The sequence below is a fragment of the Stenotrophomonas sp. YJH_SMC_53 genome, assembly GCF_059369995.1.
On the sequence record NZ_JCAFTF010000009.1, the window covers coordinates 60,084 to 85,192 of the forward strand.

Genomic DNA, 25,109 nt, shown 5'->3' on the forward strand with positions numbered 1-25,109 from the left:
GCAGAGGCACTATCATGTGCACACTGCCAAGGAGGACCCGATGAGCGTGGCACCCCGACAGACAAGCGCCCTGGCCGTGGTCAGCCTGGTCATGGGCATCGCCAGCTGGACCGTCCTGCCCTTCGTGGCCAGCATCGTCGCCATCATCACCGGCCACATGGCCCGCGCCGAGATCCGCCGCCGCCCGCATGAACTGGAAGGCGACGGCCTGGCCGTTACCGGCCTGGTGCTGGGCTGGGTCATGGTCGGCGCCGCGCTTGCCGCCGTCCTGGTCTTCATCCTGTTCTTCGGCGGCCTGGCATGGCTGGCGGCGGTGTCGAACTGACGCCATGACCGCCTCCGACAGCACTGAACGCTTCAGCAGCCGCGTCGCCGACTACGTCCGCTACCGGCCCGACTACCCGCCCGCACTGCTGGACTGGCTGCACGGCCCGATGGGCGTCAGCCACCAGGCCCGTGTCGCCGACATCGGCGCCGGCACCGGCATCTCCAGCCGTCCGTTTCTCGCCAGCGGTCATCCGCTGGTGGCGGTCGAGCCCAACGCTGCGATGCGCGCCGCCGCCGAACAGTGGCTGGCACCGCAGTATCCGGACTTTTCCGCTGTCGATGGCCGCGCCGAGGCCACCGGCCTGGGGGACGCCAGCATCGATCTGGTCAGCGTCGCGCAGGCCTTTCACTGGTTCGACACCGTGGCGGTGCGCGCCGAGTGGCAGCGCATCCTGCGCCCCGGTGGCCAGGCACTGATCTACTGGAATTCGCGCCTGCTCGATGCCAGCCCGTTCCTGATCGGCTACGAACAGTTGCTGCTGGACTACGGCACCGACTACACCGCTGTGGCCGAGCGCTACCAGGACGATGCCACCATGCAGGCCTGGTTCGGCCCCGGCCTGCGCGGCAGGGTAGAGCTGCCAAACGTGCAGCATCTGGACTTCGACGCCTTGCGCGGGCGCCTGCTGTCCTCCTCCTATGCACCCCAATCCGGTCATCCCCGCCACGCGGCGATGATCGACGCTCTGCATGACCTGTTCGCCGCCCATGCGGTGGACGGCCAGGTCGCTTTTGAATATCGAACCCGAGCCTTCCTCGGCACGCTGGACTGAACCGACGCATGTATTCGCTTGCCCGCCCCTTCCTGTTCTCGCTCGACGCCGAGCGCGCCCACGGCCTCGGCCTGTCCGCACTGGACCTGGCCTATCGCACCGGCACCACGCCGCTGCTGGCCGCACGCATCGCGCCGATGCCCAGCACGGTGTTCGGGCTGACCTTCCCCAATCCGGTCGGCCTGGCCGCCGGCCTGGACAAGAACGGCGAGCACATCGATGCACTTTTCGCGCTCGGCTTCGGCTTCGTCGAAATCGGCACCATCACCCCGCGCCCGCAGGCCGGCAATCCGCAACCGCGCCTGTTCCGCCTGCCGGAACACAACGCCATCATCAACCGCATGGGCTTCAACAATGCGGGCGTGGATGCGCTGGTGCGCAACGTCGAGCGCGCGCGCAACCGCCGCGGCCTGCTCGGCATCAACATCGGCAAGAACAAGGACACCCCCAACGAACAGGCCGTGGACGATTACATTGCCTGCCTGGACAAGGTGTACCCGCTGGCCGATTACATCACCGTCAACATCTCCTCGCCCAACACCGCAGGCCTGCGTGAGCTGCAGGAAGAGACCGCGCTGCGCCAGCTGGTCAGCCAGCTGCGCGACCGCCAGGAAGACCTTGCTGCCCGGCACGGCCGACGCGTGCCGATGCTGGTGAAGGTGGCGCCGGACCTCAGCGAACGCGATATCGACGCCGCCGCCCGCGTGCTGGGCGAACTGCAGGTGGACGGCGTGATCGCCACCAACACCACCATCGACCACAGCAGGGTGGCCGGCGATCCGCTGGCCAATGAGGCTGGCGGCCTGTCCGGTGCACCGGTGCTGGAGCAGTCCACGCTGGTGCTGCGCCGCCTGCGTTCGCGCCTGCCCGAATCGGTGCCGCTGATCGGCGTCGGCGGCATCCTGTCCGGCGCCGATGCCGTGGCCAAGATGGCCGCAGGCGCGGCACTGGTGCAGTGTTACAGCGGCCTGATCTTCCGTGGACCGGCGCTGGTTTCCGAATGCGTGGAGGCGATCCGTCGCCGCCGTGAAGCGCCAAGCCGCGGCGCGGTGGCCCCGCTGTGAGCGCGCCCATGGATACCATCGACGGCAACGCCCCGCTGCGCTGGACGCTCACCCGCAATGCGCCGCTGCAGGCGCTGAATACCTTCCATGTGCAGGCCAGCGCCGCGCAGCTGCTGGAACTGCACGATGCCGCGCTGCTGCCGGACGTGCTGGCATTGCCTGAGGTGGCCAGCGGCCCGCTGCTGGTGCTGGGCAGCGGCAGCAACGTTCTGATCGCCGAGGACCTGCCCGGCACCGTGCTGGTGTTCGGCAACCGTGACATCAGTTTCCTTGAACACCGCGCCGACCATGCGGTGATCCGTGCCGGTGCCGGCGTGCCATGGCATGGCCTGGTGATGTGGTCGCTGCAGGAAGGCCTGTCTGGCCTCGAAAACCTGGCCCTGATTCCCGGCACGGCCGGTGCCGCGCCGATCCAGAACATCGGTGCCTATGGCGCGCAGGTTGGCGAGTTCATCCAGGCGGTCGAAGCGTGGGACTGCCAGGAGCAGGCCTGGGTGCGGCTGGACAACGAACAGTGTGGCTTCGCCTACCGCGACAGCGTGTTCAAGCAGCAACCCGATCGCTACCTGATCACCGCCATCGAACTGAAGCTGCCACTGCTGCACGATCTGCGCATGGACTACGCCGGCATCCGCGAGGAGCTGCAGGCACAGGGCGTGGAGCTGCCGAGCGCAGTGGACGTGGCCAATGCCGTGATCGCGATCCGCCGCCGCAAGCTGCCCGACCCGGATGTACTGGGCAACGCCGGCAGCTTCTTCAAGAACCCGGTGCTGCCGCTGGAACAGGTCGACGTGCTGCTGCAGCACTTCCCCGACCTGCCGGTGTTCCCGGCCGAGCAGGATGACAAGCGCAAGGTCTCGGCGGCATGGATGATCGAGTCCTGCGGCTGGAAGGGCTTCCGCGAAGGTGATGCCGGCGTGGCGCCAAGCCACGCGCTGGTGCTGGTCAACCACGGCAATGCCAGCGGCGCTGAACTGCTGGCGCTGGCGCGCCGCATTTCGGCCTCGGTGCTGGAGAAGTTCGGTGTGCCGATCGAACCGGAGCCCCGCCTGCTCGGCGCACAGTGGTGAACACCCCCGCCCTTTCCCCAAGCGCCCCGATGCGGGCGGCGCTGCTGATGCTTGGCAGCACGATGGCATTCGGCCTGATGGCGGTCGCGATCCGCTACGCCACCCGGTACGTGCCAACCCAGGAAGTGGCGTTCTTCCGCAATGCCTTCGGCCTGCTGGCGTTGCTGCCGATGCTGCTGCGGCCGGGCCGTGCTCCGCTGAAGACGCAGCAGCTGCCGCGCTATTTCGTGCGCAGTGCGATCGGCCTCGGCTCGATGCTGTGCGCGTTCTGGGCGCTGGGCCACCTGCCGTTGGCGCAGGCGGTGTCGCTGTCGTACTCCACGCCACTGTTCGTCACGATTGCCGCCGTGCTGTGGCTGGGTGAAACCGTGCGCGTGCGCCGCTGGGCCGCGGTCGTGGTCGGCTTCATCGGTGTGCTGGTGATCGTGCGACCCGGTACCGCCGGCTTCACCGCGGGCAGCCTGGTCGCCGTGGCCGCCGCGGTGCTCAGTTCGCTGGTGGCGATCCAGATCAAGCAGCTCACCCGCGTCGACAGCGCCGATACCGTGGTGCTCTACACCTACGTGTTCTGGGTGCCGCTGTCGCTGGTTCCGGCGCTGTTCGTCTGGGTCTGGCCCAGCGGCATGGCCTGGCTGTGGCTGCTGGCCACCGGCGTGCTCGGCACCATCGGCCAGCTGTTGTGGACGCGGGCGCTGCGCCTGGGTGAAGTCTCGGCGCTGACCCCGATCAGCTTCCTGCAGCTGCCGCTGGTGACGCTGTTCGGCTGGCTGCTGTTCAACGAAAGCGTGGACCGCTGGACGATCATCGGCGCCGGCATCATCCTCGCCGCCAACGCCTACATTGCCCACCGCGAGGCCGTGCTGTCGCGCCGCGCCGCCAGCGCAGCCGCCTCTGCAGCGGCGAAGCCCGCCGAGTAGATCCGCGCCACGCGTGGATGACGCTGCACTCCTCTGTAGAGCCGAGCCTACGCTCGGCTGCTCTTCGCGCCTCCACCGTTGACTGAGCGCGCAGGGTTCATCCACGCATGGCGTGGATCTACAGCGCGCGATACACCCGCTCCGCCGCGTCGAACACATTGCCCGGTGCGAACTGTTCGCTGAGGAAATGCAGCGACTGCCGGCGCAGCTGCGGCGACCGGTCCTCCCCATCGCTGCCCAGCAGGACCTGCTGGAACTCGATCAGGTCCTGCAGGATGCGCCAGTGACGGTACCAGGCAATCCAGCGAGGGTCGCCGCGGTCGCTGCCATAGCCCTCCTCGAATCCCAACGGGTTCTCGCGGCCCCAGCGCCCGCCGACAGCGCCACCGATGAACATCAGGTCGCGCTCGCGCGGTGCCAGCGACAGGCCATCCCAGTCGATCAGATGCAGGCCACCGTCATTGCCCATCAGCAGATTGCCGGCATGAAGGTCGGTGTGGCACAGGTGCAGCCGCACCGGCACATCCTGCAACGCCGCGTGCAGCTGCAGTGCCTGCGCGTGCAGCGCCGCGATGCGCGCGTGCTGCTGGTCCCAGACGGAAACGAAGGCACGGCCCAGCCCATCCTTGGCAGCCGCCAGGCCTTCGCCGGCCAGCCACTGCCCGACGGTATCAAGCGCCGCGGTTTCCATCCGGATGCTTGGCAGCGCTTCCTGCAGCGCCGGTGGCGGGCACGCCTCGTGCAGGCGCCGCAGCACCTCGCCCAACCGTTGCCATTGCGTGCGGCTCAATGCCGCCTCGAAACCGGACTGGCCTTCCACATACGGGAACAGGGTGAACTGCAGGCCCCAGCGCTGCACCGATGCCCCGCCGGTCAACGCCGGCCAGGGCGCAACGATCTCCTCGATACCCAGCGTGCCGCGCAGCCAATGCAGGGTGTCCCAGACGGCAGGGGCCACCTGGTAACTGCGGCATTTCAACCACCACTGCCCGCGCCGTGCATCGATGCGATACACGCTGGCGTTGGCATCGGCGCCAACCGGGCGTGGCACCACGGCGGTCGCGGTGATGCCATAGGATTGCTGGAGGACTTCGCCGAGATGCTGCGCCGAAGCGGATGACATGGATGCAAGCGGAAAGTGTTATCTGCGACAACTATCGCAGATGTGCCCGCCACGACACAGACATGTCCGTCACAACATCGTGCCTGCGCGACCAACGTGCTAGCCGGCGACGCGACGCATCACCGCTTCCAATGGCCCCCGCGTGAACCGCCACGACCACAGCCACGCTGCGCCCGTGGCCAGCATCAGGAACAACAGCGCCCACAGCAGCACGGTCGGTAGCGACGCGCTGCCATCGAGCAGCCCCAACCATTCCAGCGTACCCATGCCCAGCAGGATGTGGCCGACGTAGAGGGTCAGGGTCATTCGCCCTGCTGCAGTCAGCGGTTCCAGCCAATCCCCCGGATAACGGCGGCTGATCCAGAGGCACGCGGCAATCGCACTGCAGGCTGCGCCCGCACCGGTCAACACGTAGGCCGGTCCCGGCGGCATCGGCTGCGTTCCCAGCCACGGCTGCCAGGGCGTTCCCTGTGCAAGGTGCTGCACGGCCTGGCCTGCGCCGATCAGCAGCAGGCCCACCAGCAGCAACGCACGCTGCGCCCGCGGTTGTGACAACGGCAGGCGCGCCAGCAGCATGCCCAGCAGGAAGAAGCACATCCAGGGCAGCAAGGGATGGAAGCCGTTGAACAGCAGGTTGCGCGCGGCACCCGGCCACTGCCAGAGACCGGCATACTCCAGCGTCTGCCAGTTCCAGCCCTGGCTGTAATTCCAGTGCAGCAGTGCCCAGAACGACCCGGCCGCCAGGCCGGCGATGCTGGCCAGCAGCACCCGTGACGACGCACGCAGCCACAGCACCGCCAGCGCGAAATACACCGCGTAGTAGTGCAGGATGTCGGCCGGGAACAGGGTCAGGTTGAGCAGGCCCAGCACCAGCAGGAACAGCGCGCGCCGCCAGGTCTGCGCGCCGGCCGGCATCCAGCCAAGGCGCTGCGTGGCCAGTACCAGGCCAAGTCCGGCCAGGGTGACGAAGGTCGCAGAGGCCTTGCCTTCCAGCAGATGGAAGAAGCCGGCCAGCCAACCCTGACCCTCTGCCGGCACGGCCATCGCCAGGCGGAAATTGACCAGCACCATGCCTGCCAGCGCCAGATACCGTGCCAGGTCGAGGCCGTGCAATCGCCGCTCAACCGCGCTCATGCGCGTGCACCGAGCAGCAGCGCGAGCAGGCCAGGGTCAAGCGGAGCCTCATCGGTGCCACCGGCTTCGCCCAGCCCGCGACGCAGCGCATCGCTTTCGATGGCATCCAGCAGCACCTGCGCCTGCAGTGCCGGGGCCAGCACGGGACGCCGACGTTCACGCTGTGCCACCTGCTGCAGCGCTTCGGCCAGCACAGCCTGCAACTGCCTGCGATTGGCCGCAAATGCCTCGGCCACGGCCCGATTGCGTGCGCTCTCGGCCAGCACTTCGACGGCGAGCGTCGCCCATTCCGGATGGCTGCACAGCGCGTGGAAGTCCTGCAGGAACGCCAGCACCTGCGTGCGATCACCGTCGGCCACGGCCAGCCGCTGCAGCAACGGCGCCAATTCCTCGCTCTCGGCCACGGCCACTGCAAGGATGATCGCTTCCTTGCCAGGGAAGTGGTTGTAGAGATTGCCCAGGCTGACGTCGGCCGCCTGCGCGATGTCACGCATGCTGCTCTGGTGGAATCCCTTGGCGAGGAAGCACTGCAGGGCGGCCTGCAGGATCTGCGCGTTGCGTTGCGCGTTGCGGTCGGCTCGGTTCATGGCGCCAATACTGAACGAACGTTCGTCCACATGGAAGATGGCAACCCGGCCAACCAGCGAGTTCCGTTCAGCCGGCCCTTGACCTCAACTGCGGTTGAGGCCCGATGCTGCACGGCCCGTTCCAAGCCCAACCCGGAGAGACTTCATGCCGCGGATGATCACCGCCCTGCTCGACAGCCGCGTGCTGTGGTTCCTGGCCCGACTGCTGCTGGCCGTGGTGTTCCTGTCATCGGGTCTGGCCAAGCTGCTGGCGTGGGACAACAGCGTGGCCGAAATGCAGGCGGCCGGGCTGCAACCGCCTGTGCTGTTCAACCTCGCCAGCGCCGTGGTGCTGCTGGGTGGCTCACTGTGCCTGCTGCTTGATCGCCTGCTCTGGCTGGGCAGCGGCGCGCTGGCGGTGTTCATGCTGCTGACCATCGCCATCGTGCATGCCTTCTGGACCAAGCACGGCGCGGAACAGCAGCTGGCCCTGTTCTTCGCACTGGAACACCTGAGCGTGATCGGTGGGCTGATCTGCGCGGCCATCGCCAGCCGCGCGCGGGCTCAGAAGAACTCGTCGAGCAGCCGGTAGAACGCCAACCGGCGCTCGTCGGCTACAGCGCCGTAGCGTTGGAACAACGGCGTGACCCAACGCGTATCACCGAAGTTGTGGACCAGGCTGCGCGCGGCCAGCGCCAGGTCCTGGTAACGGTCGGCCACGCCCAGCCGCCCACAGTCGATGAAACCGCTGAAACGCCCCTCGGCCACCATCAGATTCGGAAGGCAGGCATCGCCATGACTGACGACCAGATCTTCATGATCGGGACGGGTGCTGCACAGTTGGGCGAAGACCTGCTGTGGACTCTGTCCCAGGCGTTCGTCATCGAAGTCATCGGCGTCCACGCGCCCCGCCTCGACCCGTGCCTGCGCGGCCGGCAGGCGCGAGGCCAGCCGCTGATCGAACGGACAGGCTGCTACCGGCAACGCATGCAGCCCGCGCAGCGCGTCGGCCAGTATCTCCACCCGTTGCTGCGGCGCGAGTTCCGGCGACGAAGCCAGATCGCGGCCAGGCAGCGCGCTCATCAGCAACCAGTGCCGGCCCGCTTCTTCGGCCGTGGCAATCACCGTTGGCGCCGGTTGTCCCTGTGCCTGGAGCCAGCGCAGGCGTGCGATCTCATCGCCCAGCTCACTGAAGGCATCGATCAGTTCCGACTTGAGGAAGGCGTCGGGTCTACCTGGCCGCAGCACGCGGGCAACGTCGGCCCGCGAAACACCCATCGACTGCCGCTCGATGCGCGCGCCGGCCAACGCTTTCTGCCACGCCAACGGCAGCGGCATGCCATCCGTGGTGGCGTTGTGCTCGTCCATGCCAGGAGATTCCTGTTGCCGGTGACCCTACGCATTCTCGCTCATCCTGGCGCACATCGCCCCCCGTGCGGGAGGCAGCCTGAGCGAGCTGACCGGGCCGTCGGCGGCCACTGCGTCCCAGCGCCTGCAGCAGCGACGGCTGCTGCCACGGTACCGGTGCCAGTTCGACGACACGGCCTCGACCCTTACCGCCGAACGCGGCGGCCCGCGCGCGTTCGCCAAGTGGAGCACCGTTCTGGCAGCCGATCGTGGCTGCCGCAGTACAACGAGGAAGCAACATGAAATTGATGGTCATCGGCGCCAGCAAGGGCCTGGGACGCGCGTTCGTGGAAGGCCTCTGTGCCGCGGGTGACACTGTGATTGGTGTCTCGCGCAACCGCCCGTGCGGCATCGCCTGCGCTGACGGCGTCACCCTGCAATGGATCGAAGCAGACCTGTCCCGGCCGACCGTGGCTGCCGACCACATCGCAGCGCAGGCACCGGCCGATATCGATGTGCTGATCCACAACCTGGGTATCTGGGAAGACAAGGCCTTCAGCGACGAGTACGCCTTCCTCGATGAAAGCGATGCTGCACTCAAGAAGCTGGTCGACGTCAACATCACCGCGACCCTTTTACTGCTGCAACGCCTGCTGCCCCGCGTACTGGGCGCAGCGCGCCCGCAGCTGGTGCTGACCGGTTCGACCTCGGCCCTGCCTCGCAGTGGCCGCCCGGAAGTGGCGTTCGGCGCCTCGAAGTTCGCCCTCAACGGCATCGCCGATGCGCTGCGCGAAGGCTTCCGCGATCGCCGGCTGGCGGTGACCAGCCTGCAGTTGGGCTACCTCAACACCGACGACGCCTTGTCGGTGCCGGTGGCCGAGGCCGCAGCGCGCGGCGACGGTGAGCAGGTGCCGGTCCACGATGTCGTGGCCATGGTAAGCGCCCTGTTGCAGCTGTCATCCTCCGGCTTCGTGCGCGAACTGGTGCTGCCCGCCATCGCCGACCCGCGCTACTGACCTTGCCGGCCGCCGCAGAGCACGCTCAGTGGCCGCGCGCGCGGTCGTGGTTTACCCTGCTCGTCACTGGCCGTCGGTCACAGGCGGGAACCTGCTATGGATGCGCTTTCACGGGTCTCGACCCAGGTCCTGGACAGCGCCCTGCCCAGCCTGCCGCTGTATCTGCTGCAGGCCACGGCAGTGATCGGCATGATCGGCGTGCTGCTGATCGCCACCCGTCGCGCCGGGCACGCCATTGAAGGCCGTCGCCTGTATGTCGGCGTAGCGCTGGGCCTGATCTACCTGTTCAATTCCTGGTTCGTGGCCCGTTATTCCCAGGGTGTGGTCAAGCTGCACCTCGGCTTCGACATCCTGCTGGTCAGTGGCCTGCTGGGCGGATGGCGCGGGGGCTTGGCCTGCCTGACCGCCGCCCTGCTGGCCCGCTACCAGTTCGCCGGTATCCCGTTCTTCCTGCCTGCCAGCCTTGAGGCCGTGTTGCAGATGGTGGCCGGCGTCTGGCTGCGCAGGCACCTGCACCCGCGCATGCTCAACGAGCTCTCGCCGCGCATGATCCTGCAGGCCTGGGGCGTGCGTATCGGGGTAACCGCTCTGGGTTTGGCGCTGGGTGTGGCGATCATTGGCACCGATCAACTGCCGGTGGCCGAGCTGGCGATCCAGCGCGTGCTGGCACTGCCGGTCTCGCTGCTCGTGCTCGGCGCTGTGTTCGCGCTGGTCTACAACGATGCCCAGATCGATGCGCAACGCCAGCGCGAACAGGCCTGGCTCCGCATCGATCCGATCAGCGGGCTGCCCAACATGCGTGCGCTCGGTGAACGCCTGCAACAGTACTGGCGGGATAACGACGGCACCGGCAAGGCCTGCCTGATCGTGGCCGAGATGGGCAACCTGCGCGATCTGCGCCTGCGCTACGGGCCGTTGCAGGACAACGGCCTGTGGCAGCGCGACAGCACCGGGGAGGTGCATCGGTTGCTGCCCTCGCTGTCGGCTGCGCAGCTGGAGATCTACCAGTTCGGTGATGCCGCGCTGGCGATCCTGGTGCGCGGCCTGACCTTGTCCACACTGCGCACGCAACCGCAGATCACCGAGCTGGCCAGCAACCTGGCCGATCGGGTCGGCCGCGATTGGCCGGTCTTCCGGCCGCTGTTCCGCTGTGCAGTGGTTGAATTGAAGCCCCCTGCTGATGCCGACGAAGGACATCTTCCGTTCCGCGCCATCACCGTGGCACTGAGCGCGATCGAGTCGGGCGTGGTGTTCTTCGATGACCCGATCCAGCGCGACAGCGAGATCGACGCCCTGATCGAGGCTGCGCTTGAGCACTGGCTGCAGCAGGGCAATGCGCCGCTGTGCTACCAGCCCAAGCATCGTCTGCAGGACCGCCAACTGGTCGGCGCCGAAGCACTGCTGCGCATGCGCGACGGGGAAGGCCGGCCGATTGCCCCGATGCGGGTGATCTCGCTGCTGCGCCGGCAGGGGCGGCTGGCAGACCTGGAATGGGCCACGCTGCGGTCGGCGGTGCACTTCCTGCAGCACTGCCGGCGGGACGGCGCGGCGCTGACCATTGCAGTCAATGTTTCAGCCGAATCGCTGCGACTGCCCGACTTCGGCCTGCGCCTGCAGGAGCTGCTGCAGCTGCATGACATCCCCGGTGCGATGCTGCGCCTGGACATCGTCGAATGGACCGAAATCGTCGAGCGCGACGTGGTCGATGCCAACATCGCACAGCTTCTGGCAGCCGGGGTCACCCTGTCGCTGGATGATTTCGGCGCCGGCTATTCAACCCTGATCCTGCTTTCGCAGCTGGCCATCGCCGAGGTCAAGATCGAGCAGGCACTGATCGCCACGCTGTCCGACGCCAAGTCACAGTCGATCGTTCGCTTCATCGTCGACGTCGCGCACCGCTGCGGCGCGATCGTGGTGGCCGAGGGTACCGAGACCCTCGCCCAGGAACAGAAGCTGCGCGCACTCGGGGTGGATGTCGGCCAGGGCTACCTGTACTCGGCGGCACTGCCGGCCGACGAGTTCCGTCGCTTCGCAGCCAGCTAGACCGCGTAGAACCCCAGGAACATCGCCACCGCCGATTCGGACACGCGCGCACGTTCCTGCGCGGTCAACGGTGGCTGCCCCATCGTGACCTGCGGCCAGAACGCGAAGCTCTTCACCAGCCCATGCAACTGGTGGCCGGCAAAGTCCGGATCCACCTCGCGCAGACGGCCATCGGCAATTGCTGCGCGGATCCAGGCACTCTCGCCACTTTCCTTCTCGCCCATGCGGCAGACGATGGCCTGCGCGCGCTCCGGTGAATGGATGATCTCGGCCATCGCGACCCGCGCCAGATCGATGAAATTCCCATCGCTGAGCAGGTCCAGCTTCTGGCCCAGCAACTGCAGCAATTGCGTCTGCAGCGGCTGGTCGGCGCGGTATGGCAGTGCGTCGCTGGCCACGCTGCGTTCCCACAGCTCCTCCAGGATCATCGAGAACAGCGCTTCCTTGCTCGGGAAATGGTTGTAGACGGTGCGCTTGGAGACCCCCGCCGCCTCGGCGATGCGGTCCATGCTGGTCGCCTCGTAGCCCGATGCACGGAACTCCTCCACCGCCGCGCGCACGATGGCGTCACGTTTGCGGTCGGTCAGGCGTTGCGGGGGGCGGGACATGGCGGGAACCGGATAACTGAACGGATGCCTCTATTTTACACTCGACAGTGTACTTTTGAAAAACACGACACTACACTGTGCAGTGTACCCAGCGGACGTCACCCATGAAGCGCCTGCTCCTTGTCCTCCTGCTCGGAATCCTCGCCGTGACCGCCTACACCTTCTGCAAATCCTGGTCCCTTCCCGACTTCCCCGATTCGCCGCAGTACCGTGATGGCAAGTTCCGCAATGCCCTGCCCCGTCCGGCGATGGGCCTGCGCGACGGCGCGGAGATCTGGTGGACGTTCCTGTTCAACAAGCCCAAGGGCACCGTGCCCGCGCACCCGATTCCGGTGAAGCCGCTGGACCGCGCCACGCTGGACGCCGCACCGGATCGCAGCCTGTTCCGGCTGGGGCACTCCACGATCCTGCTGAAGCTGCGTGGCCAGTACTGGCTGACCGATCCGGTGTTCTCCGATCGCGCCTCGCCGGTGCAGTGGATGGGGCCCGCACGCTTCCATGCACCGCCGATCAGCATCGACGCGCTGCCGCCGATCGCCGGTGTGATCCTCTCGCACAACCACTATGACCACCTGGACCATGCCGCGGTCATGCAGCTGGCCGGCAAGACCGCGCGCTTCATTGCACCGCTCGGCGTCGGCGACCAGCTGATCGCGTGGGGGGTGGATGCGCGCAAGGTCGAGCAGCTGGACTGGTGGCAATCCACCGAAGCCAACGGCCTGCGCCTGACCGCGACCCCGGGCCAGCACTTCTCCGGCCGCGGGCTGGGTGACAGCGACCGCAGCCTGTGGGCTTCATGGGTGATCCAGGACGGTGACTTCCGCATTTTCTTCAGCGGCGACACCGGCTACTTCGACGGCTTCAAGGCCATCGGCGAGAAATACGGTCCGTTCGACCTGACCATGATCGAGACCGGCGCCTATGATCCACGCTGGGCATTTGTGCACATGCAGCCGGAACAGACGCTGCAGGCGCACCTGGACCTGCGCGGCAAGTGGCTGCTGCCGATCCACAACGGCACCTTCGACCTGGCCCTGCACGCATGGCAGCAGCCATTCGAACGCATCACCGCGCTGGCCGCTGCAAACAATGTTGCAGTGGCTACGCCGATGATGGGCGAAGCACTGGACATGCAGGCGCCGCAGGCAGGTACGCGCTGGTGGGAGACGGTGGAGCTGTAACAGGTGGGGGCACTTGACCTGCCAGAAATTATGTAGAGCCGAGCCATGCTCGGCTGCTTCTCAAAAGTGTTCCGTGGAAGTCAAACAAGCCCAGCTCTGGAGGCACCGCAAGTAGAATTACTGGCAACATTGCTGACATTGAAATGCACGGTTATCAACTCGGCTGCCGGGAGCGAATTTTGGACCTGCATGCATGTGTCACGCACGACATCGTTTGCGACCTTTCCCTCTCGTTGGAATCGCAATGCCAAGATGCCCGGTAAACCACTGCCCAGCAGCGCATCATCACATCCCGACTCTGCAAGACATCGCTCAAATGCACTGGGATCTTCTCCGGTATCGGGCACTCGGTACATCAACGTGAAACTGAATTCCATCATCAACCATTCCAGATCCGAGGTGGCTTCCAATAGCGTATGGCCTGGCCGACAGCCGTCCAGAGCCACATCCGTCAACCCCATTGATGATGATCGTGACTCAAACCGGCGATCGAGGCGACCGGCCATCATCCGCAACCTATTGCAGTGCGTCATGTAACCGTTTACATCCCTTGCTAGCGTAGCGCTCGCCCGATTCCGGTCGAACCTGCGAGGCTGTCCGTAATGACGTTGCGCGCCGAACGCTCCAAGGTTTCCACACCGTTCTTCCCATTGCGCCCTGCCGCGGCCCTGCTGTTGGCCGCCCTGGCCTCCAGCGCACAGGCACAGACCCTTCCACCGCGCAGCCAATGGCAGGCCAGCAGTTCCTCGCAGCAGGTGCCGGCGATGGCGATCAGCCACCTGATCGACGGCAACCCGAAGACCGTCACCGGCGGCGCCTTCAGCCCCGGCCACTGGTTCCAGATCGATCTGGGCGCGCCCACCCTGCTGGCCGGCGCCCGCCTCATCTGGGACGTATCGAACCCGGAAGGCTATTCACTGCAGACCTCAATGGATGGCAGGCAGTGGCAGACCGCGTACACGATGGCCGATTCGCTGGGCGATGTGGAAACGCTGTACTTCGCGCCGCGCCAGGCGCGCTACCTGCGGCTGGCCAGCCCGCAGCGCACTTCCGATTGGGGCGTGTCGATCTTCGAGATGGAGCCGCTGGACAGCACGCTCAGCGCACGCATCAGCGGTATCGATGCAACGCAGGCAGCGGCGCTCTGGCAAGGCGGCGGCGCCGTCGCGATGCCGGCCGGGGCAAATGGATCGCATACGTTCGAGATCACGCTGCCGCAGGCCCAATCAACGGCTGGCCTGGTGGTCGACTGGGGCGATGGCGCACGAGGCGCCGCCCGACTACAGGCGCAGGATGCACAGGGCCGTTGGCAGGACCTCGCACACGATGCACAGGCGGCCAGTCACCGGCAAAGCTGGCTGGCCGCCACTGCAGCACAACCATTGCGTGCTTTCCGCCTGAGCGTGGACGGCGCTGCGCCACGGATCGCACGCCTGCGCCTGCTCGGCCCGAAAGCCGTGATGACGCCGATGAAGCAGTATCAGATCGTCGCCAGCGGCGCCCAGCGCGCGTTGTTCCCGGCCTCGCTGCAGATGCAGCAGACCTACTGGACGGCCGTGGGTGTGCATGCAGGACGACAGAAATCGATCTTCGACGAGTACGGCAATCTGGAAGCGTTCAAGGGTGCGCCGCTGGTACAGCCCATCTGGCGCAATGCCGATGGCCAAACCGCCGGCGCCGCCGGGCAGGCCATGCAGCATGCCCTGCGCGACGGCTGGAAGCCGATGCCCTCCGCCACCTGGTCACCGCAGCCCGGCCTGCAGCTGCACAGTGAAGTATTCGCCATCGAGCGCGATGGCCAGCCGGTGACCTTCCTGCGGCATCGCCTGCACAACACCGGCAGCACCCGGATCGATGGCACGCTCAGCCTGGTGGTGCGCCCGATGCAGATGAATCCGCCGTGGCAGAACGGCGGGCTGTCCCCGATCCGCGAGGTGGCCATCGATAGGCAATCCGTGCGCGTCAATGGCCGCACGCTGCTGCAGTCGCTCACGCCGTTGGCTGCGTCGGGTGCGGCGCCATTCGGCAAGGATGGCGCAACGGAGATCACCGCGACCCTCGCTGCCGGCCAGCTGCCTTCCACGCAACAGGTGCGTGATGATCAGGGGCTTGCCTCGGCTGCATTGAACTACCGCGTCTCGTTGGCGCCGGGAACCAGTGATGCCGTCGTGGTCGCGTTCCCGTTGGGCACCGCCGCCGCCGATGCCAATGGCGTGCTGCCCGAAGCGCCTGCGCTGGATCTGACCACGCTGCCCCACGATGCCAATGCGGCGTTTGATTCACTGGCCACGCAGGCGTCTGCAGACTGGCAGGCACGGCTGGGCCAGGTCGGCCTGCGCCTGCCCGATCCGTCGCTGGTGGACATGCTGCGCGCGCAGGCCGCCTACATGCTGATCAACCAGACCGGTCCAGCCATGCAGCCCGGCCCGCGCAACTACAACCGTTCCTTCATCCGCGACGGCATGGCCACCTCGGCGGTGCTGCTGCGCATGGGGGAAGCCCGCGTGGCGCGCGACTACCTGGCCTGGTACAGCGAGCACGGCGTGCATCCCAACGGCCTGGTCTCACCGATCCTCAACGACGATGGCAGCGTCAACACCGGCTTTGGATCAGACATCGAGTACGACAGTCAGGGCCAGTACGTCGCGCTGGTGGCCGATGTCGCGCGCCTGGACGGCGGCCCCGAGTCTGTGCGTGGCTATCTGCCGAAGGTGAAAGCGGCGCTGCGCTTCCTGCAGGAACTGCGCGAACGCACGCTGGTGCCCGGTTACAAGGCTGACCAGCCTTCGCCGGAACGGTTCGCGGGCATTCTTGCGCCGTCGATCAGCCATGAGGGCTACCCGTCGCCCACCCACAGCTATTGGGATGACTATTGGGGCCTGAAGGGCTGGCACGACGGTGCCTGGCTGGCCGAATCGCTGGGCGACCACGAGACCGCAGCCTGGGCGCGCGAACAATACAAGCTGCTCTACGACGCACTGCATGCCTCGATCCGGGCGACGATGGCGTGGAAGGGCATCGACTTCATTCCCTCCTCGGCCGACCTGGGCGATGGCGATCCCACCGGCGTTTCGATCGCACTGGACCCGACCGGTGCGCAGAGCGTGTTGCCTGCAGATGCGTTGCGGACCACCTTCGCCCGCTATCTGGAGGACGTGCGCAAGCGCAGCCACCCCTGTGCGCTGTATGCGTACACACCGTACGAGATCCGCAACGTGCTGAGTTACGTACACCTGGGCCAGCCGCACGTCGCCGATGAGCTGCTGCAGGGGCTGCTGCATGACCGGCGCCCGCTTCAGTGGCAGGTGCTGGCCGAGGTCGTGCACTCACGCCTGCGCTTTCCTCGCTACCTGGGCGACATGCCGCACACCTGGATCGGTGCCGAATACGGCCGCACGCTGTTCGGCATGCTGATGCGCGAAGACGATGATGCGCTCTCGCTGCTGCCGGGCACGCCCCCCTCGTGGGTGGCGGGCGATGGATTGGCGGTGGAACGCCTGCCCACCGCGTACGGCACGTTGCAGATGCAGGCACGGCAACGCGACGGCACGCTATCGATCACGCTGGGCAAGGGCCTGCGCAGTGGGACGGCGGTGAAGGTCTGGTGGCCGGCGCGGACGATGCCGAAGACCGTGCGTGTGGATGGGCGCAACGTTACCGCGTTCGATGCGGAGGGCGTGCGCCTGGCAAGACCATTCAGAACGCTGGAGGCGCGTTGGTAGAGCAGCCGAGCATGGCTCGGCTCTACGGAAAGCAGACTCCACCAGTAGATCCACGCCATGGGTGGATGCTCCTGCAGAGTCGAGCCATGCTCGACTCATCGCGCACCGCGCGAACTGCAGCCGAGCATGGCTCGGCTCTACAGAAGCAGCGGTAGCGCCGGGCCACGCCCGGTGTCATTGCAGCGTCGGCAACCCCGGCGGATTGGTCTGCGATTGCGGCACCGCCTCCTCGGCCACGTTCCAGCGCGCCAATGCCTGCGCATAGGTGCCGCTGCCGATCTGGGTGTTCAACGCCTGCGTCACCGCATCGGCCAGGCCGCTGCCCTTGCGCGTGGTCACCGAGATCGCCGCAGCGTTCGGCCAGCCACCGGGGAACAGGCCCACGCGCCGCACCTTGCCATCGCGTGCCGAGTAGGCGCCGGTGGCATTGGGCTCGAACGAGACATCGGCGCGGCCAGTGATCACCGCCAAGCGGCCGACCACGGCGTCGTCGAAGTACTGGTACTCCACCGGCTTCAGCCCGGCCGCGATGTTCTGCCGGTCCCACTGCCGCAGGATCTGGTCCTGGTTGGTGCTGGCACCCACCACCACCTTCAGCCCGGCCACATCAGCGGGCTTTTCGATCTTCTGGATGGGCCCGTCGCTGCGCGTGTAGATGCCCAGAAGATCGTAGCGGTAGCTGGAGAAGTCGAACTTCTTCTTGCGCTCTTCGGTCACCGTAACGTTCGACAGCACCGCATCGTACTTGCCCGATTCCAGCCCCAGCGGCCAGTCCGCCCACGCGACCGGCACGATCACCAGCTTCAGGCCCAACGCATCGGCGATCAGCCGCGCGATGTCCGGCTCGATGCCGACCACGTCCTTGCTGTCGGCGCCGTAGTCGGCCAGCGGCAGCTGCCCCGGATGGGTGGCCACGGTAAACGCACCCGGGGTGACGAACTGATAACCGGCGGGGATCAATGCCTTCGCCTTCGGGTCGAAGGTGCCCTTCAGGACGGCCGTGTTCGCGCCGGCCAGGCTGGTCGCGGCCACGGTGCCTGCATCCGGTGCCTGGCGCACGCGCGAGTAGACGATACCGGCAATGCCGATGACCAGCACCGCCACGATCAACAGGGTGCTGCGCGAGGGACGACGCGATGCTGCACGACTCATGGTGCTCCTTCCGGGGTTACAGGGTCTTGGCCAGGAAATCGGCCGTGCGTTGCTGGCGCGGCTGCTCGAACACGGCGTCGGGCGTGCCCTGCTCGATCACCCGGCCCTGGTCCATCATCACCACGTGGTCGGCCACGCGGCGGGCGAAGCTCAGCTCGTGGGTGACGATCACCAGCGTGGTGCCGGAGCGGGCCAGCTCCTCGATCACACTGAGCACTTCGGCCACCAGTTCAGGGTCCAGCGCAGAGGTGGGTTCGTCGAACAGCAGCACCTTCGGTTGCAGCGCCAGTGCGCGGGCAATCGCGATGCGCTGCTGCTGGCCACCGGACAGCTGGCGCGGGAAGGCATCGGCCTTGTCGGCCAGGCCGACCCGCTCCAGCAGCGTGCGCGCCTGTTGTTCGGCCTGCGCACGTGGCACGCCACGCACCGCGATCGGTGCCTCGATGATGTTCTCCAGCGCGGTCAGGTGCGGGAACAGATTGAAGCCCTGGAACACCATGCCCACCTCGGCACGCCGACGGCGGATCTCACGCTCGGGCAGTTCGTACAGGGTTTCACCGTCACGGCGGTAGCCGATCAACTGGCCGCCGACGGTCACGTAGCCGCTGTCGGCACGCTCCAGGTGGTTGATCAGCCGCAGCAGCGTGGACTTGCCGGCGCCCGATGGGCCGATCAGCACCGTCACGCTGCCGGCGCGCAGGTCCAGGTTCACATCCTCCAGCACCGGCTGGTCGCCAAACACCTTGCCCACGCCGTGCAGCGACACCGCCGCGCCCTCGCCGGCATCCACCTGCGCGGCGATGCGCGGGCGGTTGACCACGCGCGGTGCGGCATCACTCTGCACGCGCGGCGATGACACGCGCGATGCCGAGCGCTCGCGCTGCAGTTGGCCGCGCGCGAAGCGCTGCTCCACGCGCCGTTGCAGCAGTGAAAGTACGGTCAGGATCACCAGGTACCAGACCGTGGCCACCATCAGCAGCGGCACCACTTCCAGGTTACGGCGGTAGATCACCTGCACGGTGTAGAACAGCTCCGGCAGCGCCAGCACGTAGACCACCGAAGTGCTCTTGGCCAGGCCGATCACATCGTTGAACGCGGCCGGCAGGATCGAGCGCATCGCCTGCGGCAGGATGATGCGGCGGACTTGGCGGCCACGTGGCAGGCCCAGCGCGGCCGCGGCCTCGTACTGGCCGTGGTCAACCGACAGGATGCCGCCCCGGATCACTTCGGCCGAGAACGCGGCCTGGTTCAGGGTCAGGCCCAGCACCGCGGCAGTGAACACACCGATCAGCTGCGTGGTCGGGTACGAGAACAGGTTGATGCCGGTGAACGGCACGCCCAGCTCGATGGTGCTGTACAGGTAGCCCAGATTGTTCAGCAGCAGCAACAGCACCAGCAGCGGGATCGAGCGGAACAGCCACACGTAGCCCCACGACACCGCCGACAGCAGCGGCGAACCGGAGACGCGGGCCAACGCCAGCAAGGTGCCCAGCGCGAAACCGAGGCCAGTACCGAGCGCGGTCAGCAGCAGCGTGCGGCCCAGGCCCTCAAGCACCGGGCGCGCGAAGAACCATTCGGCAAAAGTGCCCCAGCCCCAACGCGGATTGCCAAGTACTGATTGAAGGCCGATCAGGATCAGCGCGAGTGCCAGCACCGTACCAACCCCCTGCAGTGGATGCCGGGCCGGCACGATCTTCAATTCGGGCGCTGGCGCAGGACGCGCAGTGATTCCCTCAAGCGCAGACGACGGTGTACTCATGCATGGGCCCCGTGCAGCACGGCCTGCGACGACGAAAGCACTGGCGCCGGTTGCCCAAGGTGCTTCTCGAAGGGAAGGTGCGCGACGGTTTCCGGATCTGCATCCAGATCGAACAGCGCGGTGTAGCCATGACTGAGGTACAGGCCGACAGCTTCGGGCTGGCGGAAGCCGGTGGTCAGGAACACACGCCGATAGCCTTGGCGTGCCGCCTGTTCTTCCAGTTCCTGAAGCACGCGCCGCGCGATGCCCTGGCGTCGCAACCCCGGCAGCGTCCAGATGCGCTTGAATTCGGCGGTGTCTGGATCGCGGTGCGGCATGAAGGCGCCACCAGAGATCGCCACACCGTCGCGCAGCAACAGTACGAAGGCCCCTACCGGCGCCGCGAAGGCCTGCGCCGGATAGCGCTGCAGCTCCTCGCGGGCGCTGCCACCGATGCGTCGGCGCACGTCGGCGTAACGGCGGTCGTACTCTTGTTCCAGGCCATCGAACAGCGGCCGCGCCAGCGGGTCATCGACCGAGGTATAGAGGAAGCGTTCGTTGTTGCTCATGCCACGTCCTTCACCAGGTAGTCTTCGGCCAGCCGCGCCCACAGGCTGGCAGCGGGTGCAATGGCGGCGTCGTTGAACACATAGCGCGGGCTGTGCAACGGTGCACTGTCGCCGTTGCCGACGAACACGAAGCTGCCGGGTCGCGCCTGCAGCAGGAAGGCAAAGTCCTCGCTGGCGGTGCGCGGTGCGAAGCCGGGCACCACCTGTTCGGCGCCGAAGCACTGCACCGCCACCTTGCGGGCATAGGCCGTCTGTTGCGGGTGGTTGATCACGCTGGGGAAGCCGCGCGGGAATTCAATCTCGGCGCGCGCGCCGAACGCGGCGGCGGTCTGCTCGGCAAGTTCCGTGACCCGGCGTCGCAGCGTGTCGCGCACCTCGGGCAGGTAGGCGCGCACGGTCAGCTTCAGCTCGACCACGTCCGGAATCACATTGGCAGCCTGCCCACCGTGGATTGAGCCGACGGTGACCACGCCCATCTGCCGCGGATCGACATTGCGCGACACCACGCTCTGCAGCGCGGTGACGATGTGCGCTGCCGCCAGGATCGGATCCACGCTGCCCTGCGGCTCGGCACCGTGGCCGCCCTTGCCGATTACCTTCAGCCGCGCCCAGTCCACCGACGCCATCGCCGGGCCATCGACGAAGCCGAAGTGGCCGACTGGTACGCCGGGCCAGTTGTGCAGCCCATAGATCGCATCCACCGGGAAGCGCTCGAACAGGCCGTCGGCAAGCATCTTCGATGCACCCGAACCGGTTTCTTCCGCAGGCTGGAACACCAGCTGCAGGGTGCCGTCGATATTGCCGTGATGGGCCAGATAGTGCGCAGCGGACAGCAGGATCGCGGTATGCCCATCGTGGCCGCAGGCATGCATCAGGCCCTCGGTCTGGCTGGCGTAGGCCAGGCCGGAGTCCTCGCGGATCGGCAGCGCATCGATGTCGGCACGCAGGCCCAGGCGACGGCTTCCCTGCCCGCGCTGCAGCGTGCCGACTACGCCGGTGCCGCCGAGGCCGGTGGTGACCTCATAGCCCCATTGCTGCAACAGCTCGGCCACGCGGGCACTGGTGCGATGCTCCTCGAAGGCCAGCTCCGGGTGCCGGTGCAGATCATGACGAATCGCGATGGCCGCCTCGGCGCGTGCCGCGATCTCCGGCACTATGCCGCTGGTTGGGGAATTCCGCCGGGCGTGGCCCGGTGCTGCCGCAGTTTCTCCGCTCATCGCCCTACCCCGCCTTCCGCGCCGGTTCGGCGTCGGTCGCATGGCGGCTGGCCTTGTACGGCAGACCCAGATGCTCGCGCAGGGTCTGTCCTTCCAGCTCGCGCTGGTGGTAGCCGCGCGCCTGCAGGATCGGCAATACCTGGGTCACGAAATCGTCCAGGCCCTCGCGCTGCGCGGCAAAGCCGAGAATGAAGCCATCGCTGGCACCGGCATCGAACCAGCGGATCAGCTCATCGGCCACGTGCTCCGGCGTGCCGATGAAGTTCGGCCGTGGGCTCACTGCTTCCAGTGCCACCTGGCGCAGGCTCAGCCCCTTTTCTCGCGCATCCTGCTTGATGCGATCGGTGGTGGAACGGAACGAGTTGCTGCCGATGTCACCCAACTCCGGGAATGGCGCGTCCGGATCGTACTGGCTGAAGTCATGGTGATCGAAGAAGCGCCCCAGGTACGCCAGCGCATCCTCCAGCGTGGCCAGTGCAGCGATCGCCTGGTACTTGGCTTCAGCCTCCTCGGCAGTACGGCCGACGATGGGGCCGATACCCGGGAAGATCTTCACGTCATTGCCGCTGCGGCCATGCGCGATCGCCGAGTTCTTCACCTTCTGGGTGAACGCGCGGGTTTCTTCCAGCGACGGCGAATGAGTGAACACCGCGTCGGCATACTTGCCGGCCAGCGCGATGCCGTCGTCGGACGAACCGGCCTGGAAGATCACCGGCTGGCCCTGTGGCGAACGCTGGATGTTGAGCGGCCCTTCCACCTGGAAGAAGCGGCCCTTGTGGTCGAGGCGGCGGAACTTTTCCGGCGCGAAGAACGTACCGCTGTCGCGCTCGCGCACGAAGGCGTCGTCGTCCCACGAATCCCACAGCCCCTGCACGACGTCCAGGTACTCATCGGCGATCTGGTAGCGCAGCGCGTGCTCCGGATGCGGCCGGCCATAGTTGCGGCCCGAACCCTCCAACGGCGACGTCACCACGTTCCAGCCGGCGCGGCCGCCGCTGAGCAGATCCAGCGAGGCGAACTGGCGGGCCACGGTGAACGGATCGCTGTAGGAGGTCGACAGCGTCCCGGCCAGGCCGATCTTCTTCGTTGCCGTGGCCAGCGCCGACAGCAGCGAGATCGGCTCGAAGCGGTTGAGGAAGTGCGGGATCGACTTCTCGTTGATGTACAGGCCGTCGGCCACGAAGCCGAAGGCGATGCCGTTGTCCTCGGCCGTGCGCGCGATGTCGATGTAGAACTGCAGGTTGACGCTGGCATCAGCCGGATTGGACGGATGCTTCCAGGCATGCATGTGGCTGCCGGGGCCCTGCAGCATGATGCCGAACGGAATGTGGCGCGGGGTCGTGCTCATTGGGGAACGCTCCTGCAGGTCAGGCCACCGCCGCGCGCGGCGCGGGCGACAGCAGTTCGAGGGATGTCAGGCGTGCGTCGAGATCGGCCACCGGCGCGTCGAGGATGAATTCACCCACGCCGAAGCGTCGGTGCAGCGCATCCAGTTCGCCGCGTACCTGTTGCGCATCGCCGGACAGCACGCTTGGCCGTGTTTCCTCGATGCGGAAGTCCGCCACACCTACCTGGCGTGCATACTCGGCAGCCGCCTCGGGGCTGGGCAGGTTCACCGTCTGCCCCGGGCCAAGATGCAGCTTGTAGACGCGCAGCGCGCCGATATGGCGTGCGGCTGCTTCGGCAGTCGGCGCGGCGAAGGCCACCGTGGCCAGCAACGGCGGTTGCGTGGAGACACCGCGGTAGGCGTCGAACGCGGCCTCGATGTGTTTCGGGTCGCCATCAAAGTGCGCGGCATACACGAAGCGCCAGCCGAGCTCGGCCGCCTGCTGCGCACTCTGCGGGCTGGCACCGAGCAGGAAGCGCTCCGGCGCCTGCTGTGGAATCGGACGCGCCAGCGCCTCGGTTGCGGCACCGGACAGATAGCCCTCCAGGTCGCGCAGCTGCTGGTCGAAATCGGCGAATGCCGGGCGTCCCGCCGCCAGCGCGGCGGTCGATGCTGGCAGGCCACCGGGCGCCTTGCCCACGCCCAGATCCACGCGCCCCGGTGCCAACGCCGCCAGCAGGTTGAAGCTCTCGGCCACCTTGTACGGCGCATAGTGGCGCAGCATCACCCCGCCACTGCCGATGCGGATGCGACGGGTCTGTGCCAGCACCCAGGCGGCCAGCACTTCCGGCGCCGGGCTGGCAAGCGCCGGCGCGGCATGATGCTCGGCAAACCAGTACCGGTGATAGCCCAGCTGCTCGGCACGCTGCGCCAACTGCAGGCTGTTGCGCAGCGCCTGCTCTGGCGAGGCGCCTTCAGCCACCGGGCTCTTGTCCAAGACGCTGATCAGATAGCTCAAGGTCGTGTCCTCGCTCAGGGGTGGGCCACGGGAATGCCAAGCAATCCGTTCAGCGCAGCCAGGATCGGCTCGGCACCGGAGATGTACTGGCGGTCCTGATGCGCGCCACTGGCCAGCTCGCTGCGCACGCCCTGCGGCAGCACCAGCTTGGGCAGCGACTGGTCCTGCTCGCCGATCTCGGCGATCACCTCGCGGCGCGGCCGCGCGAAACCGATGCGACGTACGTCCAGCTGCGCGTCGAGGCCGTCGATGCTCGACAGCGCCCCTTCCAGCAACAGGCTGTGCCGGCAGAAGAAGCGCTGGCCGGGAATCTGTCCGTCCTCGAACTCGCGGTCGAGCAGGAACAGGATGGGTTTGCTTGCTGCGTCCAACGCCACGGGAGTGTCCTCATCAGGGCCGGCAATGCGATGCCGCTTCGATTTCGATGCTAGGGATGCCGGTGCTTGCGGTGGCGATGCCAGGCGACAATCGGCGGTCGGATCCGGCCACGCAGATGCGCCTTGGCCATATGCAAAGCGCCGCCGGTTATGGCATCAGGCGATGCGTCGCAGCGGCGCCGCTACCGCCAGCGCCTGCGTAGCCAGATGCCCGGCCGCCCGCTCGGTCGCCAGCGCGATGCGGGCCTGCAACGCTGCACTGTTGAGGTGCTCGCCATCAAAGTCGGCCGGCGTGGCATACACCCCGATCGGCAGCGTGTGCGCCTGCAGGAAACTGAACAACGGCCGCAGCTGATGGTCGATCACCAGTGCATGGCGCTCGCTGCCACCGGTCGCCGCCAGCAGCACCGGTGTATCCACCAGCGCCTCCAGCCCGATGAAGTCGACCAGGTGCTTGAACAGCCCCGGATACGAACCGCGATGCACCGGCGCGGCCACCACCAGCAGTTCAGCGGTCTCGATGGCCTGCAGCGCCTGTTCCACCGCCGGCTCCACTTCATCGCGCGACAGCGACTGCCCCACTGAGCGCGCGATCGGCGCCAGCTCCACCAGCTCCACGCTGGCGTGCACCCGCTGCTGCAACGACGCCAACAGGTGCCGCACCAGTAGCAACGTACGCGACGTCGCCGAGCTGGTCGGTGACCCCACCACTGCAACCACCCTCAATGCAGAAGACATGAACTGCTCCTCGATGATGCCGAACCCCGTCCGGCCGCCTTTCGCGTTCTGAAGAGCCGAGCCATGCTCGGCTGCATTCGCC

General features: G+C 67.0%; 24 protein-coding genes. 10 read left to right on the forward strand and 14 right to left on the reverse strand.

All coding sequences use genetic code 11. The features are described from left to right. Positions 1-40 precede the first annotated feature (40 nt). From AC5P7X_RS15085 to AC5P7X_RS15105, 5 genes are read left to right on the forward strand one after another with little or no spacing between them, the layout of a single operon-like run. Positions 41-325 carry a DUF4190 domain-containing protein gene (locus tag AC5P7X_RS15085; RefSeq protein ID WP_495215087.1) on the forward strand — a complete coding sequence of 95 codons (285 nt, stop codon included), beginning with the start codon at positions 41-43 and terminating at the stop codon, positions 323-325. A 4-nt stretch (positions 326-329) separates the two neighbouring features. Continuing rightward, positions 330-1,100 carry a class I SAM-dependent methyltransferase gene (locus tag AC5P7X_RS15090; RefSeq protein ID WP_495215088.1) on the forward strand — a complete coding sequence of 257 codons (771 nt, stop codon included), beginning with the start codon at positions 330-332 and terminating at the stop codon, positions 1,098-1,100. An 8-nt stretch (positions 1,101-1,108) separates the two neighbouring features. Next, the gene (locus AC5P7X_RS15095) at positions 1,109-2,164 is read left to right on the forward strand and encodes a quinone-dependent dihydroorotate dehydrogenase (protein ID WP_053500023.1); all 1,056 of its coding nucleotides are present in this window, start codon (positions 1,109-1,111) and stop codon (positions 2,162-2,164) included. Between the two features lie 8 nt (positions 2,165-2,172). Next, positions 2,173-3,234: a UDP-N-acetylmuramate dehydrogenase gene (gene murB, locus AC5P7X_RS15100; RefSeq protein ID WP_005416296.1), complete on the forward strand. Its 1,062-nt coding sequence runs from the start codon at positions 2,173-2,175 to the stop codon at positions 3,232-3,234. A gap of 29 nt (positions 3,235-3,263) precedes the next feature. Continuing rightward, a complete protein-coding gene (locus tag AC5P7X_RS15105; RefSeq protein WP_053500025.1) occupies positions 3,264-4,151 on the forward strand; it encodes a DMT family transporter in 888 nt (295 codons plus the stop codon). Positions 4,152-4,269: 118 nt separating this feature from the next. Here AC5P7X_RS15105 and AC5P7X_RS15110 read toward each other — a convergent pair whose 3' ends face one another. From AC5P7X_RS15110 to AC5P7X_RS15120, 3 genes are all read right to left on the reverse strand, one after another. After that, positions 4,270-5,274, reverse strand: a complete 1,005-nt coding sequence (locus AC5P7X_RS15110; RefSeq protein WP_005416294.1) for an aminoglycoside phosphotransferase family protein — start codon at positions 5,272-5,274, stop codon at positions 4,270-4,272. Between the two features lie 99 nt (positions 5,275-5,373). Next, the gene (locus tag AC5P7X_RS15115) at positions 5,374-6,408 is read right to left on the reverse strand and encodes a heparan-alpha-glucosaminide N-acetyltransferase domain-containing protein (RefSeq protein ID WP_495215091.1); all 1,035 of its coding nucleotides are present in this window, start codon (positions 6,406-6,408) and stop codon (positions 5,374-5,376) included. Then, positions 6,405-6,995 carry a TetR/AcrR family transcriptional regulator gene (locus AC5P7X_RS15120; protein ID WP_495215093.1) on the reverse strand — a complete coding sequence of 197 codons (591 nt, stop codon included), beginning with the start codon at positions 6,993-6,995 and terminating at the stop codon, positions 6,405-6,407. The genes AC5P7X_RS15115 and AC5P7X_RS15120 overlap by 4 nt, the downstream gene beginning before the upstream one ends. 145 nt (positions 6,996-7,140) lie before the next feature. Between AC5P7X_RS15120 and AC5P7X_RS15125 the strand changes: the two genes are divergently transcribed. Further along, the gene (locus AC5P7X_RS15125) at positions 7,141-7,566 is read left to right on the forward strand and encodes a DoxX family protein (RefSeq protein ID WP_005416291.1); all 426 of its coding nucleotides are present in this window, start codon (positions 7,141-7,143) and stop codon (positions 7,564-7,566) included. Here AC5P7X_RS15125 and AC5P7X_RS15130 read toward each other — a convergent pair. Further along, positions 7,539-8,342: an APH(3')-II family aminoglycoside O-phosphotransferase gene (locus AC5P7X_RS15130; RefSeq protein ID WP_053500030.1), complete on the reverse strand. Its 804-nt coding sequence runs from the start codon at positions 8,340-8,342 to the stop codon at positions 7,539-7,541. The genes AC5P7X_RS15125 and AC5P7X_RS15130 overlap by 28 nt on opposite strands. 278 nt (positions 8,343-8,620) lie before the next feature. Between AC5P7X_RS15130 and AC5P7X_RS15135 the strand changes: the two genes are divergently transcribed. Together AC5P7X_RS15135 and AC5P7X_RS15140 are read left to right on the forward strand one after the other, a co-directional pair. After that, the gene (locus tag AC5P7X_RS15135; RefSeq protein ID WP_495215094.1) at positions 8,621-9,337 is read left to right on the forward strand and encodes an SDR family NAD(P)-dependent oxidoreductase; all 717 of its coding nucleotides are present in this window, start codon (positions 8,621-8,623) and stop codon (positions 9,335-9,337) included. Positions 9,338-9,433: 96 nt separating this feature from the next. Further along, entirely contained in the window at positions 9,434-11,380 is a 1,947-nt protein-coding gene (locus AC5P7X_RS15140) for an EAL domain-containing protein (protein WP_495215095.1), read from the forward strand. Here the strand turns inward: AC5P7X_RS15140 and AC5P7X_RS15145 are convergent. Then, complete coding sequence (locus AC5P7X_RS15145) at positions 11,377-11,988, reverse strand: TetR/AcrR family transcriptional regulator (RefSeq protein WP_053500036.1); 612 nt, start codon at positions 11,986-11,988, stop codon at positions 11,377-11,379. The genes AC5P7X_RS15140 and AC5P7X_RS15145 overlap by 4 nt on opposite strands. 104 nt (positions 11,989-12,092) lie before the next feature. On the opposite strand from AC5P7X_RS15145, the gene AC5P7X_RS15150 reads away from it, so the two are divergent. Beyond that, positions 12,093-13,169, forward strand: a complete 1,077-nt coding sequence (locus AC5P7X_RS15150) for an MBL fold metallo-hydrolase (RefSeq protein WP_329842564.1) — start codon at positions 12,093-12,095, stop codon at positions 13,167-13,169. Between the two features lie 80 nt (positions 13,170-13,249). Here AC5P7X_RS15150 and AC5P7X_RS15155 read toward each other — a convergent pair whose 3' ends face one another. Beyond that, on the reverse strand, positions 13,250-13,549 hold the full coding sequence (locus AC5P7X_RS15155) for a hypothetical protein (protein ID WP_138953623.1): 300 nt from the start codon (positions 13,547-13,549) through the stop codon (positions 13,250-13,252). Positions 13,550-13,771: 222 nt separating this feature from the next. Here AC5P7X_RS15155 and AC5P7X_RS15160 point away from each other — a divergent pair, with 222 nt between their 5' ends. After that, positions 13,772-16,891 (forward strand): discoidin domain-containing protein, encoded by a 3,120-nt coding sequence (locus AC5P7X_RS15160; protein WP_329842563.1) that lies wholly within the window; start codon positions 13,772-13,774, stop codon positions 16,889-16,891. Positions 16,892-17,065: 174 nt separating this feature from the next. On the opposite strand, the gene AC5P7X_RS15165 is transcribed toward AC5P7X_RS15160, so the two are convergent. From AC5P7X_RS15165 to msuE, 8 genes are all read right to left on the reverse strand, one after another. Next, positions 17,066-18,043 (reverse strand): ABC transporter substrate-binding protein, encoded by a 978-nt coding sequence (locus AC5P7X_RS15165; protein ID WP_206620096.1) that lies wholly within the window; start codon positions 18,041-18,043, stop codon positions 17,066-17,068. A gap of 16 nt (positions 18,044-18,059) precedes the next feature. Next, positions 18,060-19,802, reverse strand: a complete 1,743-nt coding sequence (locus AC5P7X_RS15170) for an ABC transporter permease subunit (RefSeq protein ID WP_080375078.1) — start codon at positions 19,800-19,802, stop codon at positions 18,060-18,062. After that, positions 19,799-20,350, reverse strand: coding sequence for a GNAT family N-acetyltransferase (locus AC5P7X_RS15175; protein ID WP_206620097.1), 552 nt, complete (start codon positions 20,348-20,350; stop codon positions 19,799-19,801). The genes AC5P7X_RS15170 and AC5P7X_RS15175 overlap by 4 nt, the downstream gene beginning before the upstream one ends. Next, a complete protein-coding gene (locus AC5P7X_RS15180) occupies positions 20,347-21,567 on the reverse strand; it encodes a M20 aminoacylase family protein (protein WP_495215097.1) in 1,221 nt (406 codons plus the stop codon). The genes AC5P7X_RS15175 and AC5P7X_RS15180 overlap by 4 nt, the downstream gene beginning before the upstream one ends. A 4-nt stretch (positions 21,568-21,571) precedes the next feature. Beyond that, positions 21,572-22,915, reverse strand: a complete 1,344-nt coding sequence (locus AC5P7X_RS15185) for an LLM class flavin-dependent oxidoreductase (RefSeq protein ID WP_012510831.1) — start codon at positions 22,913-22,915, stop codon at positions 21,572-21,574. A 19-nt stretch (positions 22,916-22,934) separates the two neighbouring features. Next, on the reverse strand, positions 22,935-23,912 hold the full coding sequence (locus AC5P7X_RS15190) for an MsnO8 family LLM class oxidoreductase (RefSeq protein WP_005416278.1): 978 nt from the start codon (positions 23,910-23,912) through the stop codon (positions 22,935-22,937). Positions 23,913-23,926: 14 nt separating this feature from the next. Beyond that, the gene (locus tag AC5P7X_RS15195; protein WP_065197036.1) at positions 23,927-24,289 is read right to left on the reverse strand and encodes a DUF3088 family protein; all 363 of its coding nucleotides are present in this window, start codon (positions 24,287-24,289) and stop codon (positions 23,927-23,929) included. A gap of 156 nt (positions 24,290-24,445) precedes the next feature. Beyond that, complete coding sequence (gene msuE / locus AC5P7X_RS15200; protein WP_053498382.1) at positions 24,446-25,027, reverse strand: FMN reductase; 582 nt, start codon at positions 25,025-25,027, stop codon at positions 24,446-24,448. Positions 25,028-25,109 lie beyond the last annotated feature (82 nt).

What these genes read in the sequence shown, in the direction of transcription:
- AC5P7X_RS15085 (WP_495215087.1), top strand. Translation starts at nt 41, where the DNA reads ATGAGCGTGGCACCCCGACAGACAAGCGCCCTGGCCGTGGTCAGCCTG.
- AC5P7X_RS15090 (WP_495215088.1), top strand. Translation starts at nt 330, where the DNA reads ATGACCGCCTCCGACAGCACTGAACGCTTCAGCAGCCGCGTCGCCGAC.
- AC5P7X_RS15095 (WP_053500023.1), top strand. Translation starts at nt 1,109, where the DNA reads ATGTATTCGCTTGCCCGCCCCTTCCTGTTCTCGCTCGACGCCGAGCGC.
- murB (WP_005416296.1), top strand. Translation starts at nt 2,173, where the DNA reads ATGGATACCATCGACGGCAACGCCCCGCTGCGCTGGACGCTCACCCGC.
- AC5P7X_RS15105 (WP_053500025.1), top strand. Translation starts at nt 3,264, where the DNA reads ATGCGGGCGGCGCTGCTGATGCTTGGCAGCACGATGGCATTCGGCCTG.
- AC5P7X_RS15110 (WP_005416294.1), bottom strand. Translation starts at nt 5,274, where the DNA reads ATGTCATCCGCTTCGGCGCAGCATCTCGGCGAAGTCCTCCAGCAATCC.
- AC5P7X_RS15115 (WP_495215091.1), bottom strand. Translation starts at nt 6,408, where the DNA reads ATGAGCGCGGTTGAGCGGCGATTGCACGGCCTCGACCTGGCACGGTAT.
- AC5P7X_RS15120 (WP_495215093.1), bottom strand. Translation starts at nt 6,995, where the DNA reads ATGAACCGAGCCGACCGCAACGCGCAACGCAACGCGCAGATCCTGCAG.
- AC5P7X_RS15125 (WP_005416291.1), top strand. Translation starts at nt 7,141, where the DNA reads ATGCCGCGGATGATCACCGCCCTGCTCGACAGCCGCGTGCTGTGGTTC.
- AC5P7X_RS15130 (WP_053500030.1), bottom strand. Translation starts at nt 8,342, where the DNA reads ATGGACGAGCACAACGCCACCACGGATGGCATGCCGCTGCCGTTGGCG.
- AC5P7X_RS15135 (WP_495215094.1), top strand. Translation starts at nt 8,621, where the DNA reads ATGAAATTGATGGTCATCGGCGCCAGCAAGGGCCTGGGACGCGCGTTC.
- AC5P7X_RS15140 (WP_495215095.1), top strand. Translation starts at nt 9,434, where the DNA reads ATGGATGCGCTTTCACGGGTCTCGACCCAGGTCCTGGACAGCGCCCTG.
- AC5P7X_RS15145 (WP_053500036.1), bottom strand. Translation starts at nt 11,988, where the DNA reads ATGTCCCGCCCCCCGCAACGCCTGACCGACCGCAAACGTGACGCCATC.
- AC5P7X_RS15150 (WP_329842564.1), top strand. Translation starts at nt 12,093, where the DNA reads ATGAAGCGCCTGCTCCTTGTCCTCCTGCTCGGAATCCTCGCCGTGACC.
- AC5P7X_RS15155 (WP_138953623.1), bottom strand. Translation starts at nt 13,549, where the DNA reads ATGATGGAATTCAGTTTCACGTTGATGTACCGAGTGCCCGATACCGGA.
- AC5P7X_RS15160 (WP_329842563.1), top strand. Translation starts at nt 13,772, where the DNA reads ATGACGTTGCGCGCCGAACGCTCCAAGGTTTCCACACCGTTCTTCCCA.
- AC5P7X_RS15165 (WP_206620096.1), bottom strand. Translation starts at nt 18,043, where the DNA reads ATGAGTCGTGCAGCATCGCGTCGTCCCTCGCGCAGCACCCTGTTGATC.
- AC5P7X_RS15170 (WP_080375078.1), bottom strand. Translation starts at nt 19,802, where the DNA reads ATGAGTACACCGTCGTCTGCGCTTGAGGGAATCACTGCGCGTCCTGCG.
- AC5P7X_RS15175 (WP_206620097.1), bottom strand. Translation starts at nt 20,350, where the DNA reads ATGAGCAACAACGAACGCTTCCTCTATACCTCGGTCGATGACCCGCTG.
- AC5P7X_RS15180 (WP_495215097.1), bottom strand. Translation starts at nt 21,567, where the DNA reads ATGAGCGGAGAAACTGCGGCAGCACCGGGCCACGCCCGGCGGAATTCC.
- AC5P7X_RS15185 (WP_012510831.1), bottom strand. Translation starts at nt 22,915, where the DNA reads ATGAGCACGACCCCGCGCCACATTCCGTTCGGCATCATGCTGCAGGGC.
- msuE (WP_053498382.1), bottom strand. Translation starts at nt 25,027, where the DNA reads ATGTCTTCTGCATTGAGGGTGGTTGCAGTGGTGGGGTCACCGACCAGC.